The sequence below is a fragment of the Oscillospiraceae bacterium genome, from assembly GCA_031265355.1.
In the GTDB taxonomy this organism is placed as follows: Bacteria; Bacillota; Clostridia; order Oscillospirales; family UBA929; genus JAIRTA01.
In genome coordinates, this window is the sequence record JAISCT010000033.1 from 12,225 (window position 1) to 35,888 (window position 23,664).

Consider the following 23,664-nt stretch of genomic DNA (forward strand, 5'->3'; position numbering starts at 1 on the left):
TTTTGGCCGGCAATCGGTTATACTAGGTGCGTCGTAATAATGTGGGTTGCACCTGCAACCCACAACCCAAATTCTTGTTTTTGTTGCCGCTTCGCGGCAACAGCCTACTAGGGGACAATGGAAACACAAAACAGAGTAGGGGCCGGCGCGTCAAGTGTCGGGCGGACGGGGAGTTGCCGCTCGAACGAAGGGAGTCTTCCTGCGGTGCCGGTTCCGCATCCCGCTGTTGCCATGAAGTTTCATGCGCAAGAGCACACGGCCGGGGTGAACCCGGCGCCGCACCACGGGGCGGGCGGGCGTCAGGCGCATGGAGATCGGGACGACGGACTTAAACGCTTCTTAAAACGGGGCGCGATCTCTTGGGCCGTGCAGCGCCGGCCGTGCCCGTGACACACGGGAAGGAGAGGTCGCTTTTGTTGTCATTTTGGAGACTTCATGGGGTGTTTGCCCCCAGGAAACTGGCCCAGATGGGCTTGTTTGTCGCACTGACGGCGCTGTTTAGCCTTCTGTCGGTCTATGTGACGGAGAGTTTCCGCCTGGTGAGCTTTGTCTACCTGCCGGGCGCGCTGGGCTCCATGCTGTACGGTCCGTGGGCGGGGCTTGTTATGGGCTTCGCGGGGGACTTTGTCGCCTACATTGTCAAACCCATGGGGCCGTATTTTTTTGGGTATGCGCTCAGCGCGATGCTGCAAAATTTTATCTACGCGGTCTTTTTGTACCGGCGCGGGCCGTCGCTGTGGCGGGTGGCCGCGGCGCAGGCGCTCGTGGCGGTCTTTGTTTCGGTCGGACTCGGCTTCTTGTGGCTGCGGCTTCTGTACGGCGCCACGGCGGCGGAGTTCTTCTCTGGCGCGCGGATCGTCAGGACGCTTATCCAGTACCCCGTCGATGTGGCGCTGCTTTACGGCGCGTGCCGCCTACTGGCGCGCACCGGGCTGGCGGAGAAGGCCGGGGCGGGGGCCGGGCTGTAGTCGGGGCCGAAATGGGAGACGGGGAGAGGCCATGCAGGAAAACCCTTTTGACAAGCCGCTGCGTTTTTTGAAAGGCGTGGGAGAAAAGCGCGCCCAGCTCTTTGCCAAACTAGGTCTCGCGACGGTGCGCGACTTGCTGACGCATTTCCCGCGCGACTACGAGGACCGCACGGCGGTGCGCACGATCGCCCGGCTCGTGCCGGGGGAAGCGGCCTGCGTCGTCGCAATGGTGGCCGAGCCGCTGCGCCATGTCCGCGTGCGCGCCGGTCTGGAATATGTCCGCACGCGGGTGGTGGACGAGCGGCGTGGGCTGTCGCTGGTCTTTTTTAACGCACCCTACGTGAAGGACGCCCTGCGCGAGGGCGAGACCTATGTCTTCTTTGGAAAGATCGAAGAGGGCCGGCGGGAGATGCAAAACCCCGTCTTCGAGCCCATCGGGCGCGCCGGGCAGCTCACCGGGCGCATCCTGCCGGTGTACCGCCTGTGCGCGGGGCTCTCCCGCGGGCAGGTGCTCTCCGCCGTTCGGCAGGCCCTGGACGAGGTGCGCGAGCATTGGACGGAGACCTTGCCCGACCCCATGCGGGCGCGTTACGGGCTCTGTTATATCCGTTATGCGTACGAAAACATCCACTTCCCGGCCTCCTTGGAGGACCGGGAAGTGGCCAGAACCCGGCTGGTGTTTGAGGAATTGCTGACGCTCTCCCTCGGACTTCGCCGGCTGAAACAGCAGGTCGCGCACGCGGCGGGCGCCGTTATGTCGCCGTGTGGAATGGAAGAATTTTACAAATCTATCCCCTTCGCGCCGACGGCGGCGCAGCGGCGCACCGTCGAAGAGATACTCGCCGATATGGCCTCCGGCCGCCCGATGAGCCGGCTGGTGCAGGGAGACGTGGGTTCCGGCAAGACGATGGTGGCCGCGGCCTGCGCGGCGGTCGCCGTGAAAAACGGATATCAGGCGGCCCTGATGGCGCCTACAGAGCTCCTGGCGGAGCAGCACCACAGGACATGGCGGCCGCTGCTCGCACCGCTCGGCGTCGAGACGCTGCTTCTGACCGGCCGCCTGACGCCCGCCCAGAAGCGGGACATCCGGCGGATCCTCCGGAGCGAACTGCCGCTCTTTGTCATCGGCACGCACGCGCTGCTCTCGGAGGGCGTGGATTTCGGACGGCTGGGGCTGGTCATCGCGGACGAGCAGCACCGCTTCGGGGTGGCCCAGCGGAGCCGCCTGACGGAGAAGGGCGACGCGCCCCACCTGCTTGTCATGTCGGCGACGCCGATCCCGCGGACATTGGCGCTCATCATCTACGGAGACCTGAACGTCTCCGTCCTCGACGAGAAACCGCCCGGGCGGCAGAGGGTCGACACCTTCACGGTGGACGAGAGCTTTCGTCCGCGCATCGAAAACTTTGTTCGCCGGTTGGTGTCGGAGGGGCGTCAGGTGTACATTGTATGCCCGTTTGTCGAGGAAAGCGGCGGCGCGGAGGGCCCGCGCGCGGTGGAGGCGTACGCCGAGACATTGCGCGGGCAGGTCTATCCGGCGCTGCGGGTGGGTCTTGTGCACGGCAAGATGCCGCCCGCCCGGCGGGAGGCGGCGATGCGCGCGTTTGTGGAGGGCGCGCTCGACATCTTGGTGGCCACGACGGTCATCGAGGTGGGCGTCGACGTGCCGAACGCCGCGCTCATGGTGGTGGAAAATGCCGAGCGCTTCGGACTCTCGCAGCTCCACCAGCTCCGCGGCCGTGTGGGCCGCGGGCGGCATAAATCTTACTGCGTGTTGTTTTCCGAGGCGCTCACTGAGGCGACGCGCGCACGGCTGGCCATTATGGCGAAGACGGACGACGGCTTTGCCATCGCCGAGCGGGATTTGGCGCTGCGCGGTCCCGGCGATTTCTTCGGCCACCGGCAGCATGGGCTGCCCAGCCTGAAGGTGGCCGACCTTGCCACCGACATGACGGTGTTGTCTCTGGCGGCCGAGGCTGCTGGACAGCTTTTGGAAGAGGACGCCGCGCTGTCGCAGTGCCCCGCCCTGCGTGCGGCGGTCGACCGCCTGCTGACCGGACAGATCGCCGTCTAACGTGGGTTGCACCTGCAACAAACAACCTAAATTCTTGTTTTTTGTTGCCGCTTCGCGGCAACAAAAAACTGACGGACGCTCACGGGAGCTGCTCGGTCAGATAGTCGCCCAGCACGGCGGCAAACTGCCGGGCCGCGGCCAGTGCTTCGGGCAGGGTGTTGCCGCTGGCGCCCACCTCCAGGAGCAGCGCGCCGGGCGCGGCGTGCTGGTTAAAGCGCTCCCGGCGCAGGTTGATGGGGCGCATGAGGCCGGGGGCGTGCGCGTCGGCCGCTTTTTGCAGGTGTGCGGCCAGCGACAGATTCTGTTTCCAGTTCGGGTGGGTGAGGCCCGCGCCGTCGGTGCCGACGACCAGCATGAGCTGAGCCATTTTTTCCCCCGCCACGGTGACGACGGTTTTGCAGGTGACGTCGTCCGACGTGACGATCGAGTCCCGGTGTACGTCGAGGATCACAAGGAGAGACGGGTGCTCCGTCTTCGCCTTGGTGACGGCCTCCAGCGAGCGTCCGTAGGAGCCCGTGTAGCTGGGGAAGTCGTAGATCTCCCGGTCGTGGAGAACAGACAGGCCCCGGGCCGTGAGCGCGCCGGCAATCTCGTCGCCCACGCGCACCACGTTGTACCGGCGGTCCTCCGTGCGTTCCACGTCGCTGGGCGTATAAAGGTTCTGCGGGTCGGGGCAGTAGGCCTCGCTGCCGTGGGTGTGCACGATCAGCACCTGCGGCTTGCCGCGCACCAGCGGAAGCGAGGGGGTCTGCGCAAGGAGGGCTTCCATGTCAACGGACAGGCCGCTCTCGTTTTTTACATAGACCCCTTGGGCCGTGTCATAGCCCTCCGTACCGGCGGGCCGGAGGGTGATCTCCCGAATGTGGGCGGTTTCCGGCGCGGGGCCGGCTGGGGTTTCCGGCGCGGTCGGGCCGGTCGGCGTGATTTTCGGCGTGTCCGCCGGCGTCGTCTCCGGCGCGGTGTGCCTGCCGGGGGTCGGGGCCGCCGTGGGGGCGGCCGGCGCCGGGGTCTCCGGTAAGACGACCGGCAAAGCATCGACGCCGGCCGGCGTCGCTTGGTATGACAGCGCACGGACCGACAGCAGCGCCGACGGCTCCGCCAGCAGGGTGAGCAGGTCCGGCGGCGCGGCGGAAAATCGCCCGGTTTCGAAGCCCAATGCGGCTGCGGCAAAGGCGGGAGCCTGCCCGGCGCGGGTCAGCAGGGCGTCCAGCGACGCGCCCGCCCGAGAGACGAAGAACAGTCGCAGCAGCAGCGCGGCCGTCAGGATACGCAGGATTCGCCGGAGAGGGGACAGAGAAAAGCCCGTCCGCCGCCCGGCCGCTCGTGTCGTCGCCATAGGACTCCCTCCGGTTCGTTCAAAATTGGAATATTATAGAATTTTTATCATGCAAGGCCGGCCGCCGTGTCAGGGCCGACGGTCGTTTACACAGTCTATGTGCCGTCTCGTCCCGCTATGCCGGCGCGCGGACTGTTCGGCATATAAAGAGGGGGTTTGTGCGTGTCGATCGAACGGGCCCTGCAGGGTGTCCTGATGATTCTCGTCCTCGTCGGGACGGGGGTGCTGATGGCGCGCCTTGGCTATCTCACGGAGGAACTGGAGACGTCGCTGTCCCGTCTCACCATCCATTTCTCCGTCCCCGCGATGCTCTTCGGCAGTACTGTCTCCCATATCTCAGGGGCGTTTTTGCGGCGGGCCGGGTGGCTATTGCTGATCCCGCTCGTCTGCATGCTGCTGGGGTACGGGCTCGGGTTTGTGCTGCGCCTTCTGTGCCGCATTCCGCGCGGCGATACGGGCGTGTTCCTCGTCATGTTCGCGCTGTCCAATTCGATTTTTATTGGCCTGCCGGTGGCGCTGGAGATCTTCGGTGAGTCGGCCATGCCCTATGTCGTCGCCTATTTCCCGTTCAACACGACAATTTTCTGGACATTGGGTAACCTCGGTATCGCCGCCGACGGCGGACGGCGGCCCGCTTCGGTGGGGGCGACGATCCGGCAGATTTTCTCGCCGCCCTTCTTCGGTTTCCTTGCCGGGTTCGCCGTGGCGCTGACGGGGCTCACGCTCCCGCCGTTTTTGACGCAGGCTGTCACCTATCTCGGGAACCTCACGGTCCCGGTGACGTTGTTGACGACGGGTGCAGTGCTCTCGCGCATGGGCCGCGCGTCGCTGCATCTCGGCCGCGCCGGCTGGCTGACCCTCTTTGGCCGGCTCGTGCTCATGCCCGGCGTCACGATGGCCGCCTGCCTGCTTTGCGGCGCGCCGCCCATGATGACCGGCGTGTTCACGATGATTGCCGCCATGCCGGTCATGAACCAGTGCGTCATCATGGCGCGGCTGCACGGCGCCAACCACCGCCTGGCCGCCCAAATGTTGACGGTGTCCACGCTGTTTTCGCTGGCGGGGATCCCGCTGTGGGTCCTGGTGCTGCAGTGGCTGACCTGAGACCTGCCGTGACGTCCCACCCGCTTGGGTGGGGTATTTTTATTTTTGAGAAATGCCGCGCGGGTGGGCCGGCCCTGGCGGGGGCTATGTTTGGACGAAACAACAAATTCATTGCCCGCAATTGGGAAATAAATTGACATAAATTTTAAAGAGGGATATAATAAAATACAGAGAAGTGTACGCAAAGAATTCAGAAGAATCAGAGAAGAATTGGGGACCTTTCGTCATATCCGCCGGGTGCGGCGGCATGAAGAGGTGCCCGGTGAAAAGAAGCGAAGGAGAAATCACCGATGAAGAGGAAACTGAGTCTGCTGCTCTCCCTGTTGCTGACGATATCACTCGTTTTCCCGGGCGCGGCGCAGGCACTGGCCGCGCGTCGTCCGAGCGGACGTCCCGCCGGCGCGGCTGTGGTGCTGCCGGATCTGTCCAATCTCAAGCAGCTGCCGCGAACGACGAATCGGGGGCGGGTCCCGCCCGACAAGAGGGGTCAGCGTCTTGTCGTCTCGCGGCACGGCAGTGCGCTCGGCTGCATCACGCCCCAACTCTCGGCCGACCTGACGGAGAGCCCCCTTGCCGCCCCCGCCGCCCCTGGTCTGGCGAGCGCGCTGCGTTTGCAGAGCGCGAATGCGGACGACCCGGATATCGGAGATACGAAGGATTTCTATCTCGATGTGGACTCCGACTACAACCGGCCGAAGAAGACGGGCGAGCTCATCGCCATTGGAGAGCACTGCTACATATACGTCATTCAAGACGCCGCCGTTTTTGAGAACAACAGGGACCTCGCATGCGAGAACGCGGCGTACATCGCCGAGACATTTGATGAACAGATCTACCCCATGATGACGGACGAGGAGCGGGAGACCTATTTTGGGCAGCCGCGGGATGTGGATGGGAACGGCAAGCTGACCATCCTCTACTACGACATCAGCCCCGCCAGCACAGGCGGGTATTTCTGGGGCGGGGATTTCGCTGCGCCCGGCGGGAGCGGGGACTATCGAAATTCGAATTATGCGGACATCGTATATTTGCAGAGCGTATATCTGACCACCGGCCTTACTGTCGGATTGGGGACGCTCACGCACGAGTTTCAGCATGTAATCAACTACTCGGAGTACGCCGCGCACTACGCCACGCGGGCCATGGCGGACGACTGGCTCGACGAGGGTCTCTCCGAGCTGGCGCGGGAATTCTACGAGGGCGGGCTGGACACCAGCCGCATCCCCTACACCTGGGTCAGCAGCCAGATCGTAGGGCCCGGTCTGACACCGGGGTCCGGGTATATCAATTGGAATGGGACTCTCGGCAACTACGCCGCCGCCTCGCTGCTGCTCCACCAGTACTACTACCAGCAGAGCGGGCATGATCCCATCCGCGCGCTGGTGACGGACGGACGGGCGGCGAACCAGTATGTCAATTCTTATGTGGAGCACTACAAAGACACCGCCCTGCCGGACTTCAAGTCGCTGTTTCGCCAGCACGCTCTGCTGATGACTGTGGACAGCTATTATGAGACCGAGAGCGGCGTATACGACTACGACTTCCGGGGGCTGGACGTGTGGGGGACGATGGCCACGAACGCCAGCGCCTGGCCGACCACGACGGGGCTGGGGTCGATAGTCCGGCTACCGCTGCAGATCTCCAGTGGTTATTACAGCAACGGGCCGTACCGCTACCACGTCCGGCTGTTCCAGGCGCCGGCCGATGTATCCCATGTGAGCATCACCATCGGGAGCCCGGGCAGCGGCGAGTACTTTGTGGTCACGCCCTACAACGCGGCCAACATCGACACCCAGCAGGAATTCATCGCTGTGAACAAGATGGCGGCGCAGCTCGGCACGGAATCGGCCACCACGGTGACCGTCGGCAGCGGCAACCTATTCGCGGTGGTCGGCGTCGCCTACGCCTCCGCCATTTCCGCGACGGCACGGGCCACCGAGACCACGCCGCCCGCCGAACCGACACTGCAGAGTATCGCGATCACGGCGCCGGCGAATAAGCTGATTTACACAGTGGGCGACGCGCTGGATCTGACGGGACTTGCGGTGACGGGGACGTACTCCAACGGGACGACGAAGGCGGAGACAATCACGACAGCCAACGTGACGGGCTTCGACAGCAGCGCGGCGACAGCGTCGCAGACGCTGACGATCACAGTGAGTGGCAAGACGGCGACGTACACGATTGAGATTGTTGAGCCGACGCTGCAAAGCATCGCGATCACGGCGTCGGCGAATAAGCTGATTTACACAGTGGGCGACGTGCTGGATCTGACGGGCCTTGTGGTGACGGGAACATACTCCAACGGGACGACGAAGGCGGAGGCAATCACAACAGCCAACGTGACGGGATTCAACAGCAGCGCGTCGACAGCGTCGCAGACGCTGACGATCACAGTGAGCGGCAAGACGACGACGTACACGATTCAAATCGTCGAGCCGACGCTGCAAAGCATCGCGATCACGGCGCCGGCGAATAAGCTGATTTACACAGTGGGCGACGCGCTGGATCTGACGGGGCTCGTGGTGATGGGAACATATTCCAACGGGACGACGAAGGCGGAGGCAATTACGACAGCCAATGTGACGGGGTTCAACAGCAGCGCGTCGACAGCGTCGCAGACGCTGACGATCACAGTGAGCGGCAAGACGGCGACATACGTGATTCAAATCGTCGAGCCGACGCTGCAAAGCATCGCGATCACGGCGCCGGCGAACAAGCTAATTTACACAGTGGGCGACGCGCTGGATCTGACGGGGCTTGTGGTGACGGGGACATACTCCAACGGGACGACGAAGGCGGAGACAATCACGACAGCCAACGTGACGGGCTTCAACAGCAGCGCGGCGGCGGCGTCGCAGACGCTGACGATCACAGTGAGCGGCAAGACGGCGACATACGTGATTCAAATCGTCGAACCGACGCTGCAGAGCATCGCGATCACGGCGCCGGCGAACAGGCTGATTTACACAGTGGGCGATGCGCTGGATCTGACGGGGCTTGTGGTGACGGGAACATACTCCAACGGGACGACGAAGGCGGAAGCAATCACAACAGCCAACGTGACGGGATTCAACAGCAGCGCGGCGACAGCGTCGCAGACGCTGACGATCACAGTGAGCGGCAAGACGGCGACGTACACGATTCAAATCGTCGAACCGACGCTGCAAAGCATCGCGATCACGGCGCCGGCGAACAAGCTGATTTACACAGTGGGCGACGCGCTGGATCTGACGGGACTTGCGGTGACGGGGACGTACTCCAATGGGACGACGAAGGCGGAGACAATCACAACAGCCAACGTGACGGGTTTCGACAGCCACGCGGCGACAGCGTCGCAGACGCTGACGATCACAGTGAGCGGCAAGACGACGACGTACACGATTGAGGTTGTTGATGAGCCAGCGCCGCCGCCGGGGCAGGGACGCTTCACGGTCACGGCGGACAAGGCGGCCAAGATGGTTAGGATCGAGGGCGCCGGCTACGCCCCCGGACAGACGCTGACGCTGTGGATGGCGTATGACAGAGAACCCACACGGCAGGACAACGATTACGCCGCGCAGGTCACGGCGAACGGCCAGGGCCTGGTGGACTTCGTCCTGCCGGAGGAGGCCGTGCGGGATCAGCCTTGGCTCGGCGGCCATGTCTTCCAGGTGGCTCTGGATGGGGATGTGCAGTCGTCTGAGATGCTGCTTGCAACCCAGGTCAGGGCGCACTCCTCCGCGCGCGTCTCCCTTCGCATCAAAGGCAAGGCCATTCTGCACTTTGCGATTGACGGTGTCCTTTACGAGTTCGTCTCTAGCAATCCGACCATCGTAAAAGTGGATCAGAAAGGCGTGCTTACGGGTGTCAGAGGCGGTACAACCATCGTCACTCTGCGCGCTACAGACGGCAGCGATCTCATGCACTTGGTTGTGATCAGCGTCTCGTAAAGTATAAATACCCCGGCGGAGACGATGGTAAATGTAAAATATTGGAAAATCACGCCAGAGGAGAGGGCCTTGCTCTCTCCTCTGGCGTTTCGATTCGAGGATGCAAGTGTTGAAATGCCTCCGAAAGCGCCGGCAGACTGCGAAAGCTCACAGTTTCCTTCGCAGTCTGTCGGCGAGATAGAGGAGCGGCGGGAGACCGAAGGCGAGGAGACCGTCGCCCCAGGGCAGGAGAACGGTGGCCAGCGCCCGCAGGTCCGTGCTGCCGAGGGGGATGACCAGCGCGCCCAAAAATAGAAGGACATGGAGTGGGATCGCCAGCGGCCTCAGATTGGTACGCCCTGTGACGGCGCCAAGGAGAGACATGGCGGTCAGAGAGGTGAGCGCGAGGTGTAGAAAGTCACACAGACTCCAAAGAGAAAGAACAAACGGCGCGAGCCGCGCCGTACCGCCCGGGCCGGACAGACTCCCGGCCGCCGCCGGGAAAGGCTCCGGCATACGGGCCGCCAGTGCCGCGCCGAATACTTGGTAGCTGAACAGAAGGAGTAGAGCCGTCGCGCCCGCACAAAGGAGCAGCGGCGGTACGCTTCGCCGCCCTGTATTGGTGCGGTCGTCCACCTGCCCGGAGAGGAAGTTTGTGAGGACGGCAAAGCCAAACAGCGCCGCGAGCGGCCATGCGCCCTGCAGAAGCCGCGTTGCATCCGCCGGTTCCGCAGGCAGGAACGGCATGAGCCGCGCGCTGGGCAGCGCCGGGAGCCACAGGAGCAGGAGCCCCACCGAGACCAGCAGCAGACAGAGCACGCCGGCGCGGCTGAGTACACTCAGCCGGCCGCGGGCGGCCCGAAGGGTGACGAGCAGCAGAAGCAGCATGAGGCCGGCGGGGTGGGTGCGCGGAAACAGGAGCTCGACGCCGCGCGCGCCATGGAGCCGCAGCACCAGCGCGCCGCGCAGCAGACACCAGAGCGCGGCAAGCCCCAGAAAAGCGCGCCCGGCCACGGGACCCAGCGCCGAGAGGACGATCCGGTCCAGCGGCGCGTCGGGGTGCCGGCGATACAGAGCCTGCAGAAGAAACAGCGCGCCCAAGGCGGGCAGCACGGCCGGCAGCGGCGCCAGCCAGCCCGCGACGCCAGCCCGTTCGGCCGTCAGAGCGGCAAAGAGACCGCCGGCCTGGGGGAGCAGCGAAAACAGACTCAGGGCCGTGAGCTGCCGCGCCGTGATCATGTCCGGTTTCAAAAAATTCCCATCCTCCACGCCACACCAAATCAAACGCGTATAGTCCGCCTTGCCCGTCTCAGTTGACGACCGTCGTCACACAGATCTCCACCGGCAGTCCGGCAAATACGGCGTCCCAATCCCGCGTCCCCCGTTGCCCATGTTCCGTCAGATAGTCCACGCCCAAAGCCTGCGCCCGCGCGAAGGCCGCCCGCAGGCGCTGCGCGACCCAGACATTTTGGGCCCGCAGCAGCGCTTGCGTCTCTGCCGGGCGCGCTGTGTCCGACATCGTCTGGGGCGTGAAGCGCTCGCTTTCCAAGGTTACCTCCAGCCGTAGGACTGTGATCTGGCCGTCGGGGCGCCGGTGCAGGCGCCGGCGGACTGTGTGGTCGCGCAGACGCAGCGCCGCCGTGCCGCCGCCGGGCGCGGGAAACTCCAGGGTGTCTGGCGTCCGGCGGCCGGACGCTAGCAGGTTCACCACCCAGCTGTCCTCCGGGCTGAGCTTGGCCGTGAGTCGGCCGTCGAGAAGGACGGCATAGCCGGCGAAGACCGGGCCGGCGCCGCCGGACGGGAGAGGGGCGGCGCGCAGGAGAGGGGCCAGCAGCGGCGCGTGCGCGGCCAGTCGCCCGGCCGCCTCGCCGAGGCTCGGCGCCACGGCGGGCGACGACAGGAACCGGTCCGCCTCCATCGAGGCCAGCGCTTCCGCCGAATCAGCGCCGCCGATGCCCGTGAGCAGCGCGTGTGCGGTGGCGTCCTCCACGAGATAGAGGGCGGCGCCGCAGTGCGCGTCCGGCGCGCGGGTCAGAAAGTCGAAGTGGATGCCGAGACCGTCCCGCGCGGCCGTCTCCCCGAACAGATAATACTCGGTGTGCCCCAGAAATAGATAGCGCGTCTCGTACGCCTGCGCCTCCTGAATCGCCCGCGCGAGGGTGTCCGCCGTCCATGTCAGGACGGACGGCCCCTCGCCGGAGCCCCCGATCCGGCCGCTGAAGGTCACGGTGACGCGTCCGTCCGCCTCTCCTTTGTCGATGCCTACGACGCGAACAAGCTCATAGTCGCAGAGGCGGCGCGTGTAGGGCAGCGCCGTGCGGCCGTCGCAGCCCGTAAAGACGGTGATGAACGCCGCCAACAGGGCCGCCGCCCGGACCAGACGACCCCGCGGTCCCGCGGCCGTCCCGGGGGCGCGTCTTCGCCGGCTCATCGCTGGTTGCGCCGGTTGAGGGGGTCCAGCGCGTGGGAACGCTCCTTGACGAGCCACAGCGGCGGGCGCAGTATGCGCACGATGGCGTCCCGGTGGCAGCCCAGGGCGAAGGAGGTGAGGTAGGGTACGCCAAAGCTGGACAGACCGGCCATGTGGTGGATCAAAAAAAGTCCGACGGCGGACAGCCCCGGCAGCCCGGCGACCCGGGCGCCCAGAACGAAGAGAAAACGGAAGCACCGCACGGCCAGCGAGAAGTCGTAACTCGGCATGACGAAACCGCAGATGCCGGTCAGCGCGATGACGATGATGACGTCGGGCGAGGCGATGCCCGCCGCCACGGCCGCCTCGCCGATGACGAGTCCGCCGACGATGGAGACCGTCTGCCCCACCGCCTTGGGCAGGCGCAGCCCGGCCTCGATCAGCAGTTCGAAGATCACCAGCATCGTGATGACCTCGATCAGCGAGGAGAAAGGAACGGCGCGCTTGGTGGCGATGATGGCGGCGGCGAGCTGCGGGGGCAGAACCTCCACATGGAAGGTGACGACGGCCAGATAGAGACCCGGCAGCGTGAGCGTCAGCACGAAGGCGATGTGGCGGAACACCGTAATCAGGGAGGCGACCAAGTAATTGTGTGCGTAGTCCTCCGGCGCCTTCATCAACTGTGCGAAGGTGATCGGCAGCAGGTAGGCAAACGGGAGACCGTCCACGAGCAGGCCCACTTGCCCAGCCAGCAGGCCGCTGCACAGACGGTCCGCGCGTTCGGTGGAGAGCACCTGCGGGAACAGGGTGTACCGGTTGTCGGCGATGTATTCCTCCACATCACAGGCCGTGAGGACGCCGTCCACGTCGATTGCGTCGACGCGCCGGGCCAGCGCCTGGACCAGCGCGGGGTTCGTCAGCCCTTCCAGGTAGAGGAGAGACAGCGCCGTGCGCGTCTGCCGGCCGGCCACGCTCTCGCGGCACCGCAGATCCGGGGTCTTGATGCGCCTGCGCACCAGCGCCGTGTTGATGCGCAGGCTCTCGACCAAGCCGTCCTTCGCGCCCTTGAGTACGTTCTCTCCCGTGGGTTCCGAGATGCCGCGGGTGGGGAACGCCCGGGCTTCGAATGTGACGACGGTGTCGGCTCCGTCGACAAACACGGCGCAAGCCCCCGCCACGAGGTCGCCGGCCACATCGTCCGCCGTCGTCCGCACCTGGCAGACGGCGCTGGGGACGCCGCCGTTTTGAAGCAGCGCCATCAGTTCGGCGCGGCGGCGGCAGTGCCGGAGCCGGGGGTGGGTGGAGAGAGGACGCAGGATCTCTTCGGAGATCCAACGCCCGTTTGTGAGGCCATCCAAAGACAGCACGGTGACCAGAAATCCCCGCCCGCCGCCGACACGCACCTCGCGCCGTTGAAGGTCCGAGCTGCCGCCGAAGGCCTTTGTCAGCCCCGCCGGCGTCGGCGGTTCGGTCAGGTGCGGCACACGCCGCGGGTGGTAGGGCGTCTTTGGCCGCAATGCCTGTCTCAGCCGGGCAAACATCCGCATGGCCTCCCTTCAAAAAAGATGAATACCATAAAATGTAAATTTAAAACAAGGGTGGATGGGGCTTGACAAACCGATACGAATGCCGTATAATGAAAAAAATTCAATATGGCTATGAAACCGTTGAAGTGGAGATAAAAACAACTGTGCACTCACAGAGAGCCGGGGGGGTGGAATCCGGCAGGACGCAGGTTGTGCGGGCGGAGTTTGCGGGCCATCGGCCGCGCCGCCCCGAAATGGACCACGGAGGGCGCGGTCAAAGGCTTCGGCTGAGTATTCCGCGACGTGAGGGCATACGTGAGTTGCCGGGAATATGTTGGTATTCCGCAGAGTGTGGGGCTTGTCCCCCGAAGCAAGGTGGCACCGCGGGTTGTTTTTTCAGCCCGTCCTTGACAGTTTTGTCAGGGACGGGCTTTTTTATGTGCCGAAACGGCCGGCTCGTCCCGCGCCCGGCCCGGATGCCGGGCGGAGCAAAATCGAAAGACCGCTGTCCGCAGGAGAGACGGCGGGAGAAAGGGGCGATGTTTGATGTATACGCCGGACAAAGCGCAGGCGGCGGTTCTCGCCGAGGGATATCGGTCGATTCCGGTCTGTCGGACGCTGGACGGGTGTACGCGGACGCCGGTGGAGATCTTTCAGGTTCTCAAACACCTGAGCCGGCAGTGCTACATCCTTGAGAGCCTGGAGGACCCGCAGGCCAAAGGGCGCTATACCTTTCTGGGGTATGACCCCAAACTGGAGATCACCTGTCAAGACGGGGCGCTGCGGATCCGAAACGGTTCCGAGATCCGCCTCTCGACCCGGGATCCGGGCGCGGCCGTCCAGCAGGTGATCGAGGAGAACCGGTGTCCGCGTCTGCCGGACCTGCCGCCGTTTTCGGGCGGGCTCGTCGGGTATTTTTCCTACGATTACCTCAAGTACGCGGAGCCCTCGCTGCGGCAGGGCGCCGAGGACCAGGAGAATTTCAAGGACGTGGACCTCATGCTGTTCGATAAAGTGATCGCTTACGACCACCTCAAGCGCCGGCTCCAGCTGATCATCCAGGTGAAGACCGATGCGTTGGAAGAAAATTATAATCGGGCGGTCAGCGAGATCGAGTACATGTCGTGGCTGATCGAACACGGGCAAGCGGCGGAGATGCCGCCGCTGCGTCTGCTGTCGCCGCTACGCGCGCTCTTCGACCGGGACCGCTACTGCGCGATGGTGGAGCGGGCCAAGGCGCACATCCGGGAGGGGGATATCTTTCAGGTCGTGCTGTCGAACCGGATGGAGGCGGAGGTGTCGGGCAGCCTGTTTGACACCTATCGGGCGCTACGCACAATCAATCCGTCCCCCTATATGTTCTACTTCAGCAGCGACGATATCGAGATTGCGGGCGCCTCGCCGGAGACGCTGGTGAGACTCCGGGAGCGGGACGTGTATACCTTTCCGCTGGCGGGCACCCGGCCGCGGGGGCGGACGGAGGCGGAGGACCGCGCGCTGGAGCAGGAACTGCTGGCCGACCCAAAGGAACTGGCGGAACACAACATGCTGGTTGACTTGGGGCGCAACGACATCGGGCGGATCAGCGAATTTGGCTCTGTCGACGTGGAGGAATATCTGGGGATCGAGCGCTTTTCCCATGTGATGCACATCGGTTCCACCGTGCGGGGGACGCTCCGTGCGGACAGGACTGCGCTGGACGCGATAGGAGCACTGCTGCCGGCCGGCACGCTCTCGGGCGCGCCGAAACTCCGGGCCTGCGAGATCATCCGCGCACTGGAGGGCAACAAGCGGGGCCTGTACGGCGGCGCCATCGGTTATCTCGGCTTCACCGGCGACATGGACACATGCATCGCCATCCGCATCGCGTTCAAGAAAAACGGGAAGGTCTTCATCCGCTCCGGCGCGGGCATCGTCGCGGACAGCGTGCCGGAGAACGAATTTGAGGAGTGCAACAAGAAGATGCGGGCGGTGATAAACGCGCTGTCGCTCGCGGAAGGGGGGTATGAGGCGTGACGCTGCTCATCGACAATTACGATAGCTTTTCTTACAATTTATACCAAATGATCGGCGCACTGGACCCCGACGTCCGGGTGGTGCGCAACGACGCGCTGACAGCCGGGGAGATCGGGGCGCTGCACCCGGCGCGGATCGTGCTCTCGCCGGGGCCGGGCCGTCCGGAGGACGCCGGTGTGTGCGTGGAGACGGTCCGCAGCCTGGCCGGGCAGATTCCGATTTTGGGGGTGTGCCTGGGGCATCAGGCGATCTGCGTGGCCTTTGGGGCTGTCGTCTCTTACGCGAAGACGCTGATGCACGGCAAGGCCTCTCGCATCACGCTGGCGGAGGACTGCCCGCTGTTTTGCGGATTGCCTCCCGTCATCGAGGGGGGGCGGTACCACTCGCTGGCCGCGCGGTCAGAGACGCTGCCGGCGGCGCTGCGTACCGCCGCGTACGCCGACGACGGAGAGGTGATGGCGGTGTGGCGCCCAAACTGCGAGGTGTACGGCCTGCAGTTTCATCCGGAGTCCATTCTGACGCCCGAGGGGCGGGCCATTTTGGCCAATTTTATCGAGAGGAGACGATCCGTGTGATCCAGGAGGCAATTCGCAAGGCGGCGGCCCGGGAGAATCTTCCCTACGAGATGGCGGAAGCCGTGATGGATGAAATCATGGGGGGCCGGGCGAGCGGCATTCAAATGGCGGCGTTTTTGACCGCGATGGCGCTCAAAGGAGAGACGATTGAGGAGATCACCGCCTCGGCGGCGGGGATGCGCAAACATTGCATCCGTCTGCTGCACGACATGGACGTGCTGGAGATCGTCGGGACAGGGGGCGACCACTCGAACTCCTTCAACATCTCGACGACTTCGGCGCTCGTCGTGTCCGCCGCGGGGGTCCCTGTGGCCAAACACGGCAACCGCGCGGCCTCCAGCCGCTCCGGTGCGGCTGACCTGCTGGAGGCGCTGGGCGTCGACATCACGGCGCCGCCGGAGACGAGTCTGCTGCTGCTGCGGCGCATCCGCCTGTGTTTCTTGTTTGCGCAGAACTATCACATCGCGATGAAGTATGTGGCGCCGGTCCGCCGTGAGCTCGGCATCCGCACGCTGTTTAACATTTTGGGGCCGCTTGTAAACCCCGCGGGCGCCAACCGGGAGCTGCTCGGGGTGTATGAGGAGGAGCTCGTGGAACCGATGGCGCGGGTGCTTTCGAACCTCGGCGTGACGGACGCGCTCGTCGTGCACGGGCAGGACGGGCTGGATGAGATCTCGCTCAGCGCGCCCACCAGCGTCTGCGAGGTCCGCGGCGGCATCTTCCGGTCGTATGTCATACGGTCCGAGGATTTTGGCCTGCCGCGGTGTCGCAAGGAGGACCTCGTCGGCGGGACGCCGGCGGACAACGCGGAGATCACGCGGGCGATTCTCAGGGGCGAGCGGGGGCCGAAGCGGAACGCGGTCGTGCTGAATTCGGCGGCCGCCCTCTTCCTCGCGCGGCCCGCGCTGTCGATTCGGGCGGCCGTCGCCCTTGCCGAAGAGGTGATCGACAGCGGGCGGGCGCTGGCGCAGCTTGAGCGCTTCATCACGCTGTCAAACGGCGTGCCGTCGGCGGAAGCGGACAGGGCGGCGGTCCGATGAGTACGATCTTGGACAAAATCGCGGCCGACGCGCGCGCGCGCGTGGCCCGGGCCAAGGAGGCAGACCCGCCCGGCGCGCTGGCGGCTCGGGCGCAGGCGTCGCCGGCGCCCCCCAAGGGGTTTCCGTTCGAGCGGGCGCTGGCCGCGCCGGGGTTGTCGTTCATCTGCGAGGTGAAGCGGGCTTCGCCGTCGAAGGGCGTCATCGACGAGGTCTTCCCTTACCGGGAGATTGCCCGAGAGTACGAACGGGCGGGCGCGGCCGCGCTGTCGGTACTGACGGAGCCGACCCGTTTTGGCGGCCGGGACCACCACCTGCGCGAGATCGCCGCCGATGTCGCGTGCCCCGTGCTGCGCAAGGATTTTGTCGTGGATGACTACCAGATCTGCGAGGCCCGGCTGCTCGGCGCGTCCGCCGTGCTGCTCATCGCCGCGCTGCTGGACGAGGCGTTGCTGCGGGCGTATCTCGCATGTGCGCATGGCCTTGGGCTCTCCGCGCTGGTGGAGGCGCGCACCGAGGCGGAAGTGGACGGCGCCGTGCGCGCGGGCGCGCGCGTTGTCGGCGTAAACAACCGGGACCTCAAGACCTTCGAGGTGGACTTTGCGACCGCCGCGCGGCTGCGCGGACGGGTACCGACGGGGGTGCTCTTTGTCGCGGAGAGCGGGGTTCGCACGGCGGAGGACGTCCGCGCGCTCGCGGACGTCGGCGCCGACGCGGTGCTGGTGGGAGAGACGCTGATGCGCGCCCCGGACAAGGGCGCGCGTCTCGCCGAACTCCGGGCGCTGCTGTGAACCGACAGGGGGGCTGAACCTGTGCCGAAGATCAAGATCTGCGGGCTGTGGCGCGAGCAGGACATCGAGTACGCGAATGAGGCCGGGCCGGATTACATCGGGTTTGTGTTCGCCGAGAGCCGCCGCCGGGTGTCGGCGGCGCGGGCGGCCGCGCTGCGCGCCCGCCTGCGACCCGGGATCATTCCCGTCGGCGTGTTTGTGGACGCGGCGGCGGAGGAGATCGCCGCGCTGTGCCGCGGCGGCGTCATCGAGGCCGTGCAGGTCCACGGACGCGAGACAAACGGCGATGTTGCCGCCCTCAAGGCACGCTGCCGCGTCCCCATTATCCGGGCCGTGCGCGTCGGAGACGGCGGCGGGCCGTGCACGGCCGCCCTCGGCGCGGCGGACTTCCTGCTGTTCGACAGCGGCGCCGGGTCCGGCCGTCCGTTTGACTGGCGCCGGTTGGAGGCGCCGCGCGCGCCGTACTTTCTGGCCGGCGGTATCGGGCTCCACAACCTCGCCGGGGCCCTCGCGCTTCGCCCCTACGGCGTCGACGTCAGCAGCGGCGCCGAGACCGGCGGTGTCAAGGACCTGCAAAAGATGCGGGCGTTGGTGAAAACATTGAGAGCGGAGAGTTGAATCTGAATCAAGTAGGAGGTGTTTGGGGATGACGGTAGGACGGTTTGGAGAGTTCGGGGGCCGGTACATTCCGGAGATTTTGATGAACGAGGTCATACGGCTGGAGGAGGCGTACGAGCGCTGCCGGGCGGACGGGGTGTTCACGGGCCGGCTGGAGCGACTGCTGGCGGAATACGCGGGGCGGCCGTCGCTTCTGTACTGCGCGGAGAAGATGACGCGCGACCTCGGCGGCGCGAAGGTGTATCTCAAACGCGAGGACCTAAATCACACGGGGTCCCATAAGATCAACAACGTGCTGGGCCAGGCGCTGCTGGCGCAGTGGATGGGGAAGACCCGGGTCATTGCCGAGACCGGCGCGGGCCAGCACGGCGTCGCGACCGCGACGGCCGCGGCGCTGCTGGGGCTCGGCTGTGAGATCTTCATGGGCCGGGAAGACATGGACCGTCAGGCGCTCAATGTCTACCGGATGGAGCTGCTCGGCGCGAAGGTGCGCGCCGTGACCACCGGCACGATGACGCTGAAGGATGCGGTGAACGAAGCGATGCGCGCGTGGGCAAGCCGCGTATACGACACCCACTATGTGTTGGGGTCGGTGATGGGGCCGCATCCGTTTCCCACGATGGTGCGGGATTTTCAGAGCGTCATCGGCCGGGAGGCGCGCCGGCAGGTACTGGCGCTTGAGGGCCGGCTGCCGGCCGCTGTCGTCGCCTGCGTCGGCGGCGGCAGCAATGCGATGGGGATCTTTCACGCCTTTTTGCCGGACGCGCCGGTTCGGCTCATCGGCTGCGAGGCGGCGGGGCGCGGGCTTGAGACGGGAGCCCACGCGGCCACCGTCGCACGAGGCGCGGTGGGTGTGTTCCACGGCATGAAGTCATACTTTTGTCAGGACGAACACGGCCAGATAGCCCCGGTCTATTCGATCTCCGCGGGGCTCGATTACCCGGGCATCGGCCCCGAACACGCGCATTTAAACGACGTGGGGCGCGCGCAGTACGTGCCGATCGATGACGAGCAGGCGGTGTCCGCGTTTGAATATCTCGCGAGGACGGAGGGCATCATCTGTGCCATCGAGAGCGCGCACGCCGTCGCGCACGCGCGGGTGCTGGCGCCGACGCTCCCGAAGGAGCAGAGCGTCATTGTCTGTCTCTCCGGGCGCGGGGACAAAGATGTGGCCGCGATTGCGCGGTATCGGGGGGTGCAGGTTCATGAGTAGGCTGTCGCTGGCGTTCCAGAACGGCAAAGCGTTCATCGGTTTTGTCACGGGCGGGGACCCGTCGCTTGAGGCGAGCGCGGAATTCATTGCGGAGATGGCGCGCGCGGGCGCGGACGTTGTAGAGATCGGTGTGCCGTTTTCCGATCCGATTGCCGAGGGGCCGGTGATCCAAAAGGCGAATCTCCGCGCGCTCGCCGCCGGGACAACGCCCGACAAGCTCTTCGCGCTGGTGACGGACGTCCGACGGCGGGGCGTCACGGTGCCGCTCGTCCTCCTCAGCTATGTGAATCCGCTCTTTCGCTACGGGTACGACGCTTTTCTTAGGCGCTGCCGGGAGACCGGCGTAGACGGGCTCATTCTGCCGGATCTGCCGTTTGAGGAACAGGGCGAAGTGCGCGGCCCGGCCCAGGCGCACGGGGTCGACATCATCACCCTCATCGCGCCGACCTCCGAGGACCGTGTGCGGCACGTCGCCGCACACGCGGCCGGGTTTGTATACGTCGTCTCCTCAATGGGCGTCACCGGAGTGCGCCGTGAGATCGAGACGGACCTGGCCGGCCTGCTCACCCTTGTCCGGGCGGCGACGGACATCCCGGCCGCGGTGGGGTTCGGCGTCCACACCCCAGCCCAAGCGGCCGCCATCGCCCGCCTAGCGGACGGCGTCATCGTCGGCAGCGCCATCGTCGCCCTTATAGAAACCCACGGCCCCGCCGCCGGGCCGTATATCTACGAATACGTACGAGAAATGAAATCGGCCGTGCTGAGCGCAGAATAAAATTGGTAAAAACTGTAAAAACCGGGCAGGGAGATCGATGTTCTCCCTGCCCGGTTTTTACAGTTGGGGTGACGCTGTGTCAGTCTACGCTGACGTGAATCGGTCCAAAATTGGGGACGAGGATGTTGGTGCGATCAATGAGGCTAACGCGACGATCATCCCCTATATAGTGGCCGCTTGTGGCTGGGTTGTACTCTAGTGTCACCGAAGAGGCACTGGAGAGGCGTTCGGCAAGCCGGGAACTGCTTGCCAGCAGCAAGATCCAATTGGGGTGGTCGTTAAATGAGTAACTATGTCCATGCAGCAGAAAACGGTCGCCGTCAATGGTCAGTATGAAACTGCATGCGGAAACGTATGGGTTGCCGAAATATCCATGTAGATTTACCCTGTCCGGAAGCATCACTACGATTGAACCATCCAGTTCGTTACCCAGTTCAGTTAGAGCGACTGCAAAGATGTTTTCCCAATCCAAACTTTCGTATGCCAGGATGGAAATATTGACATCTGAGGTTGAAAAAGGTTCGAGAGCCATACTGGTAAGATTGAAAACATCAGAAGCGATTGCAGCGGTAAAATCATCGCTTGTCAAATCAGTGTACGCGATCGGCTCAAACTCAAAAAGCAGCTCGGTGTGCTCGACAAACCATTGATTTCCGATGCATTCGGAAAGCTCGATGGATGTACTCCTGTAATTCAGTGAAGGGATTAAATGATTCAGAAACTCTAGGGGATTCTCTACAGGGAATTGGAGGCCAGGTGTGAATTCGAAAGAAACTTTCCCATCGAATGGACTGATGTAGACGGAAACGGTCTGGGCACCCGGTGCGATATTAGACCAAGTGATGGAAGAAGCTGGAACTCCATGCGTATCATAAAGTGGATTCTCGCCACTGCTCTCATAAGTCACATAGATGTCGCTTTGGTCGTCAATGTCAATAGGGGAATCAAGCGTGAGAATAAGCCATGAAGCATGTTGCTCATTCTCACCCAGTTCCGGATTGTGGCCGATCTCTAAAGCTGCGATGCTTACATTGAGTACACCTTCATCTGTAGTTATCTCAAAATCAGAAACTGAAGGCAGATCGGCGGCAGTGTTGCCTGCCTTTTTGCTGAGATATGCGTAGATTTTGTCACCCGCAGAGTTGAAAGTAGCGCCATTGTCTGTGAGAGACCGCGCGGCATCGTAGTCAAAATCGATATCGTTGGCACCATCCGTAGTTGCCGAAAACACGGTCGCGCGAGCATTCGGGTCGTCAATCTTGTCATCTGCAAGTAAGACAATGCCAGCATTTGTGACGTAGCCATCAAGCAAAAAGTTTTCATAGGAAGGGAATGAATATTCGGTGTCAGCCTCAACGATAAATTCATAGACAATACTTGTCCAATAGATGAATCCACTTGGAGTATTTACATGTCCATACAAAATGGACTCCTTGTCCAGCACATCATACTCTTTTGTGCCCCACTCATCCATGACAAAGTACGCGATCACGGGATGTGTGGCCGATGCCACACCGGGATTTAGCTTGACCTTCAGCGTGGCGCTATTTACATCGTCAAAAACGACCTTGGGATATCCGGGGGCGAAACGCGGATCCACACCGTTCAGCGAGATGTCCGCGATGCCCTGCTTGCGGACGATGAGATCGAAGGTCTTCGTCTCAGTCGCGCCACTATACGTGAGTGTGGCGGTGAGAGTTACCTCCGCGTCGGCTTCGGTATCGAGTGGGCGTGTCACAATACCGTCGGCGGAAATGACGTCTGACCGGGTGGAAGTCCAAACGATGGGAACACTTGGATAAGCTGCAAGGCTTGGGGGCAGAGTGAGGCCCGTCAAAATACCTTGTTCGTGTACGTTCACGCCCCGGATGGTGTTGAAAGTCAGCGCGGCCTTTGCCATGGCGAGTGTATTGTCGCCACCGCCGCCACCGCCGCCGCCACCGCCACCGCCACCGCCACCACCGCCGGTACTGCTGCTGGCTGGGGGTGTGGGGAGGGTCACGTCGGCTTTCCCGTCGCCGATGAGCGTGGTGGGCGCGGTTTCAAACTTTGTACCCTGACCGGCCCCGGCTTTGACCTCCGCCGTGGTGATGCGGCCGGTTCCAGTTACCTGGGCGGGCGCGTTCAGGGTGAGCTTGCCCACCGTGCCGGTGACCGCGATGGGTGCGTCCTTGCCGTTGTTCACGATGCTCTCAAACGTGCCGTCAAACGCGAAGGCGGAGCCGGCGGGGGCGTCCGCCGCGATCTCGGCGCTGAGCGTCGCGCCGGCGGCGAGATTCTGCGTCACGAGGGTGGCGCCGGACTGTAATTGCACGGTGCCCAAGTCGCTGGTGCCCGACACGACAATGCGGACCTTGTTCTCCCCCTCGGACTTGCGGACGACCAGATCCCCGTCCGCGTGAACGTCCGTCAGGGTGAGAGAGTTCTGCCCGCCCTCGACGTAGAGGCGGCCGCCCACCGTGACATGGCTGAGGCTGGCGGCGCCCTCGCCGACGCCCGCGGCGACGGTCAGGTCTTTGGCCACGGAGAGGTTCTGCAGACTTACGCCGGGCACGGCGATGGTCAGGTCGCCGTCAACGGTTTCCGTGCCCTCCTCCGGGCCGTAGGTGCCCGCAAAGCCGTAGACGCGCGAGCCGGTGCGGATGCGGTCCAGCAGGACAATGGTCTCCGCGCGGGTGATGGAGGACTTCGGGTTGACACGGCCGTTGTGGCCGGTCACAAACCCCGCGCGGATGGCGGCGGCCACCGGCGTCCGCGCCCAGTCGGCGATGGTTCCGCTGTCGCTGGCCTGGGACAGGATGGCGGTGTCCGAAGAATCCAAATTTTGGATACGGCTGACGATCGTGATGGCCTGCTCGCGTGTCAGCGGACGGTCCGGGGACATGGCGTCCGCGCCGGTGCCGTTGAGGTAACCCGCCGTGACGGCGATGGCGATGTCGCGGGCGTACCAGGCCACGGCCAGTACGTCAGTGTAGGCGGAGACGTCGCCCGAGGCGTCCGTGTAATTTTTCAGGCCGTTCACCAGTTTCGCGAATTCCGCGCGGGTGATGGAGCTGTTGGGGCGGTAGGTGCCGTCGTTATACCCGCCCAGCAGGCCCAAGGAGATCCACTCTGTGAGCGTACTCTCGGCCCAGTGGCCGCCGATGTCGCTCTCCGCGGCCAGCGCCGCCGGCAGCGCGAGGGAGGTCAGCAGCACAAAGGCCAACGCCAGCGAGAGAAGTTTGCGTGTAATCATGCGTTTCATAGAGGTTCCACTCCTTCTTCTTTCTCCATATGTGCCTGCGAACAATGGCAGGCAACAGTCGTGGGG

The 23,664-nt window shown here is 64.2% G+C and carries 16 protein-coding genes; 11 read left to right on the plus strand and 5 right to left on the minus strand.

Features of this window, described 5'->3' with window-relative positions; genetic code table 11:
- Positions 1-440: 440 nt before the first annotated feature.
- Both LBK75_04740 and recG read left to right on the plus strand, forming a co-directional pair.
- The gene (locus tag LBK75_04740) at positions 441-968 is read left to right on the plus strand and encodes a folate family ECF transporter S component (GenBank protein MDR1157599.1); all 528 of its coding nucleotides are present in this window, start codon (positions 441-443) and stop codon (positions 966-968) included.
- Positions 969-999: 31 nt separating this feature from the next.
- Entirely contained in the window at positions 1,000-3,042 is a 2,043-nt protein-coding gene (gene recG / locus LBK75_04745; protein MDR1157600.1) for an ATP-dependent DNA helicase RecG, read from the plus strand.
- A gap of 79 nt (positions 3,043-3,121) precedes the next feature.
- On the opposite strand, the gene LBK75_04750 is transcribed toward recG, so the two are convergent.
- Positions 3,122-4,378, minus strand: coding sequence for a stage II sporulation protein P (locus LBK75_04750; GenBank protein MDR1157601.1), 1,257 nt, complete (start codon positions 4,376-4,378; stop codon positions 3,122-3,124).
- Between the two features lie 162 nt (positions 4,379-4,540).
- On the opposite strand from LBK75_04750, the gene LBK75_04755 reads away from it, so the two are divergent.
- Both LBK75_04755 and LBK75_04760 read left to right on the plus strand, forming a co-directional pair.
- Entirely contained in the window at positions 4,541-5,482 is a 942-nt protein-coding gene (locus LBK75_04755) for an AEC family transporter (GenBank protein ID MDR1157602.1), read from the plus strand.
- Positions 5,483-5,772: 290 nt separating this feature from the next.
- The gene (locus LBK75_04760) at positions 5,773-9,414 is read left to right on the plus strand and encodes a bacterial Ig-like domain-containing protein (GenBank protein ID MDR1157603.1); all 3,642 of its coding nucleotides are present in this window, start codon (positions 5,773-5,775) and stop codon (positions 9,412-9,414) included.
- A gap of 147 nt (positions 9,415-9,561) precedes the next feature.
- On the opposite strand, the gene LBK75_04765 is transcribed toward LBK75_04760, so the two are convergent.
- From LBK75_04765 to LBK75_04775, 3 genes are read right to left on the minus strand one after another with little or no spacing between them, the layout of a single operon-like run.
- Positions 9,562-10,644, minus strand: coding sequence for a GerAB/ArcD/ProY family transporter (locus tag LBK75_04765; protein ID MDR1157604.1), 1,083 nt, complete (start codon positions 10,642-10,644; stop codon positions 9,562-9,564).
- A gap of 58 nt (positions 10,645-10,702) precedes the next feature.
- On the minus strand, positions 10,703-11,824 hold the full coding sequence (locus LBK75_04770; protein MDR1157605.1) for a hypothetical protein: 1,122 nt from the start codon (positions 11,822-11,824) through the stop codon (positions 10,703-10,705).
- Positions 11,821-13,344 carry a spore germination protein gene (locus LBK75_04775; protein MDR1157606.1) on the minus strand — a complete coding sequence of 508 codons (1,524 nt, stop codon included), beginning with the start codon at positions 13,342-13,344 and terminating at the stop codon, positions 11,821-11,823. Before LBK75_04775 ends, LBK75_04770 begins: the two co-directional genes overlap by 4 nt.
- 531 nt (positions 13,345-13,875) lie before the next feature.
- Here LBK75_04775 and LBK75_04780 point away from each other — a divergent pair.
- The 7 genes from LBK75_04780 to trpA are packed head-to-tail and all read left to right on the plus strand — an operon-like array spanning position 13,876 to position 20,354.
- Positions 13,876-15,345 (plus strand): anthranilate synthase component I family protein, encoded by a 1,470-nt coding sequence (locus tag LBK75_04780; GenBank protein MDR1157607.1) that lies wholly within the window; start codon positions 13,876-13,878, stop codon positions 15,343-15,345.
- On the plus strand, positions 15,342-15,920 hold the full coding sequence (locus LBK75_04785; GenBank protein ID MDR1157608.1) for an aminodeoxychorismate/anthranilate synthase component II: 579 nt from the start codon (positions 15,342-15,344) through the stop codon (positions 15,918-15,920). The genes LBK75_04780 and LBK75_04785 overlap by 4 nt, the downstream gene beginning before the upstream one ends.
- Positions 15,917-16,960 (plus strand): anthranilate phosphoribosyltransferase, encoded by a 1,044-nt coding sequence (trpD, locus tag LBK75_04790; protein MDR1157609.1) that lies wholly within the window; start codon positions 15,917-15,919, stop codon positions 16,958-16,960. The genes LBK75_04785 and trpD overlap by 4 nt, the downstream gene beginning before the upstream one ends.
- Entirely contained in the window at positions 16,957-17,748 is a 792-nt protein-coding gene (gene trpC / locus LBK75_04795) for an indole-3-glycerol phosphate synthase TrpC (protein MDR1157610.1), read from the plus strand. The genes trpD and trpC overlap by 4 nt, the downstream gene beginning before the upstream one ends.
- A 21-nt stretch (positions 17,749-17,769) precedes the next feature.
- Positions 17,770-18,366, plus strand: coding sequence for a phosphoribosylanthranilate isomerase (locus tag LBK75_04800; protein ID MDR1157611.1), 597 nt, complete (start codon positions 17,770-17,772; stop codon positions 18,364-18,366).
- Positions 18,367-18,394: 28 nt separating this feature from the next.
- A complete protein-coding gene (gene trpB / locus LBK75_04805) occupies positions 18,395-19,579 on the plus strand; it encodes a tryptophan synthase subunit beta (GenBank protein MDR1157612.1) in 1,185 nt (394 codons plus the stop codon).
- Positions 19,572-20,354 (plus strand): tryptophan synthase subunit alpha, encoded by a 783-nt coding sequence (trpA, locus tag LBK75_04810; GenBank protein MDR1157613.1) that lies wholly within the window; start codon positions 19,572-19,574, stop codon positions 20,352-20,354. The genes trpB and trpA overlap by 8 nt, the downstream gene beginning before the upstream one ends.
- A 79-nt stretch (positions 20,355-20,433) precedes the next feature.
- On the opposite strand, the gene LBK75_04815 is transcribed toward trpA, so the two are convergent.
- The gene (locus tag LBK75_04815) at positions 20,434-23,598 is read right to left on the minus strand and encodes an S-layer homology domain-containing protein (GenBank protein ID MDR1157614.1); all 3,165 of its coding nucleotides are present in this window, start codon (positions 23,596-23,598) and stop codon (positions 20,434-20,436) included.
- Positions 23,599-23,664 lie beyond the last annotated feature (66 nt).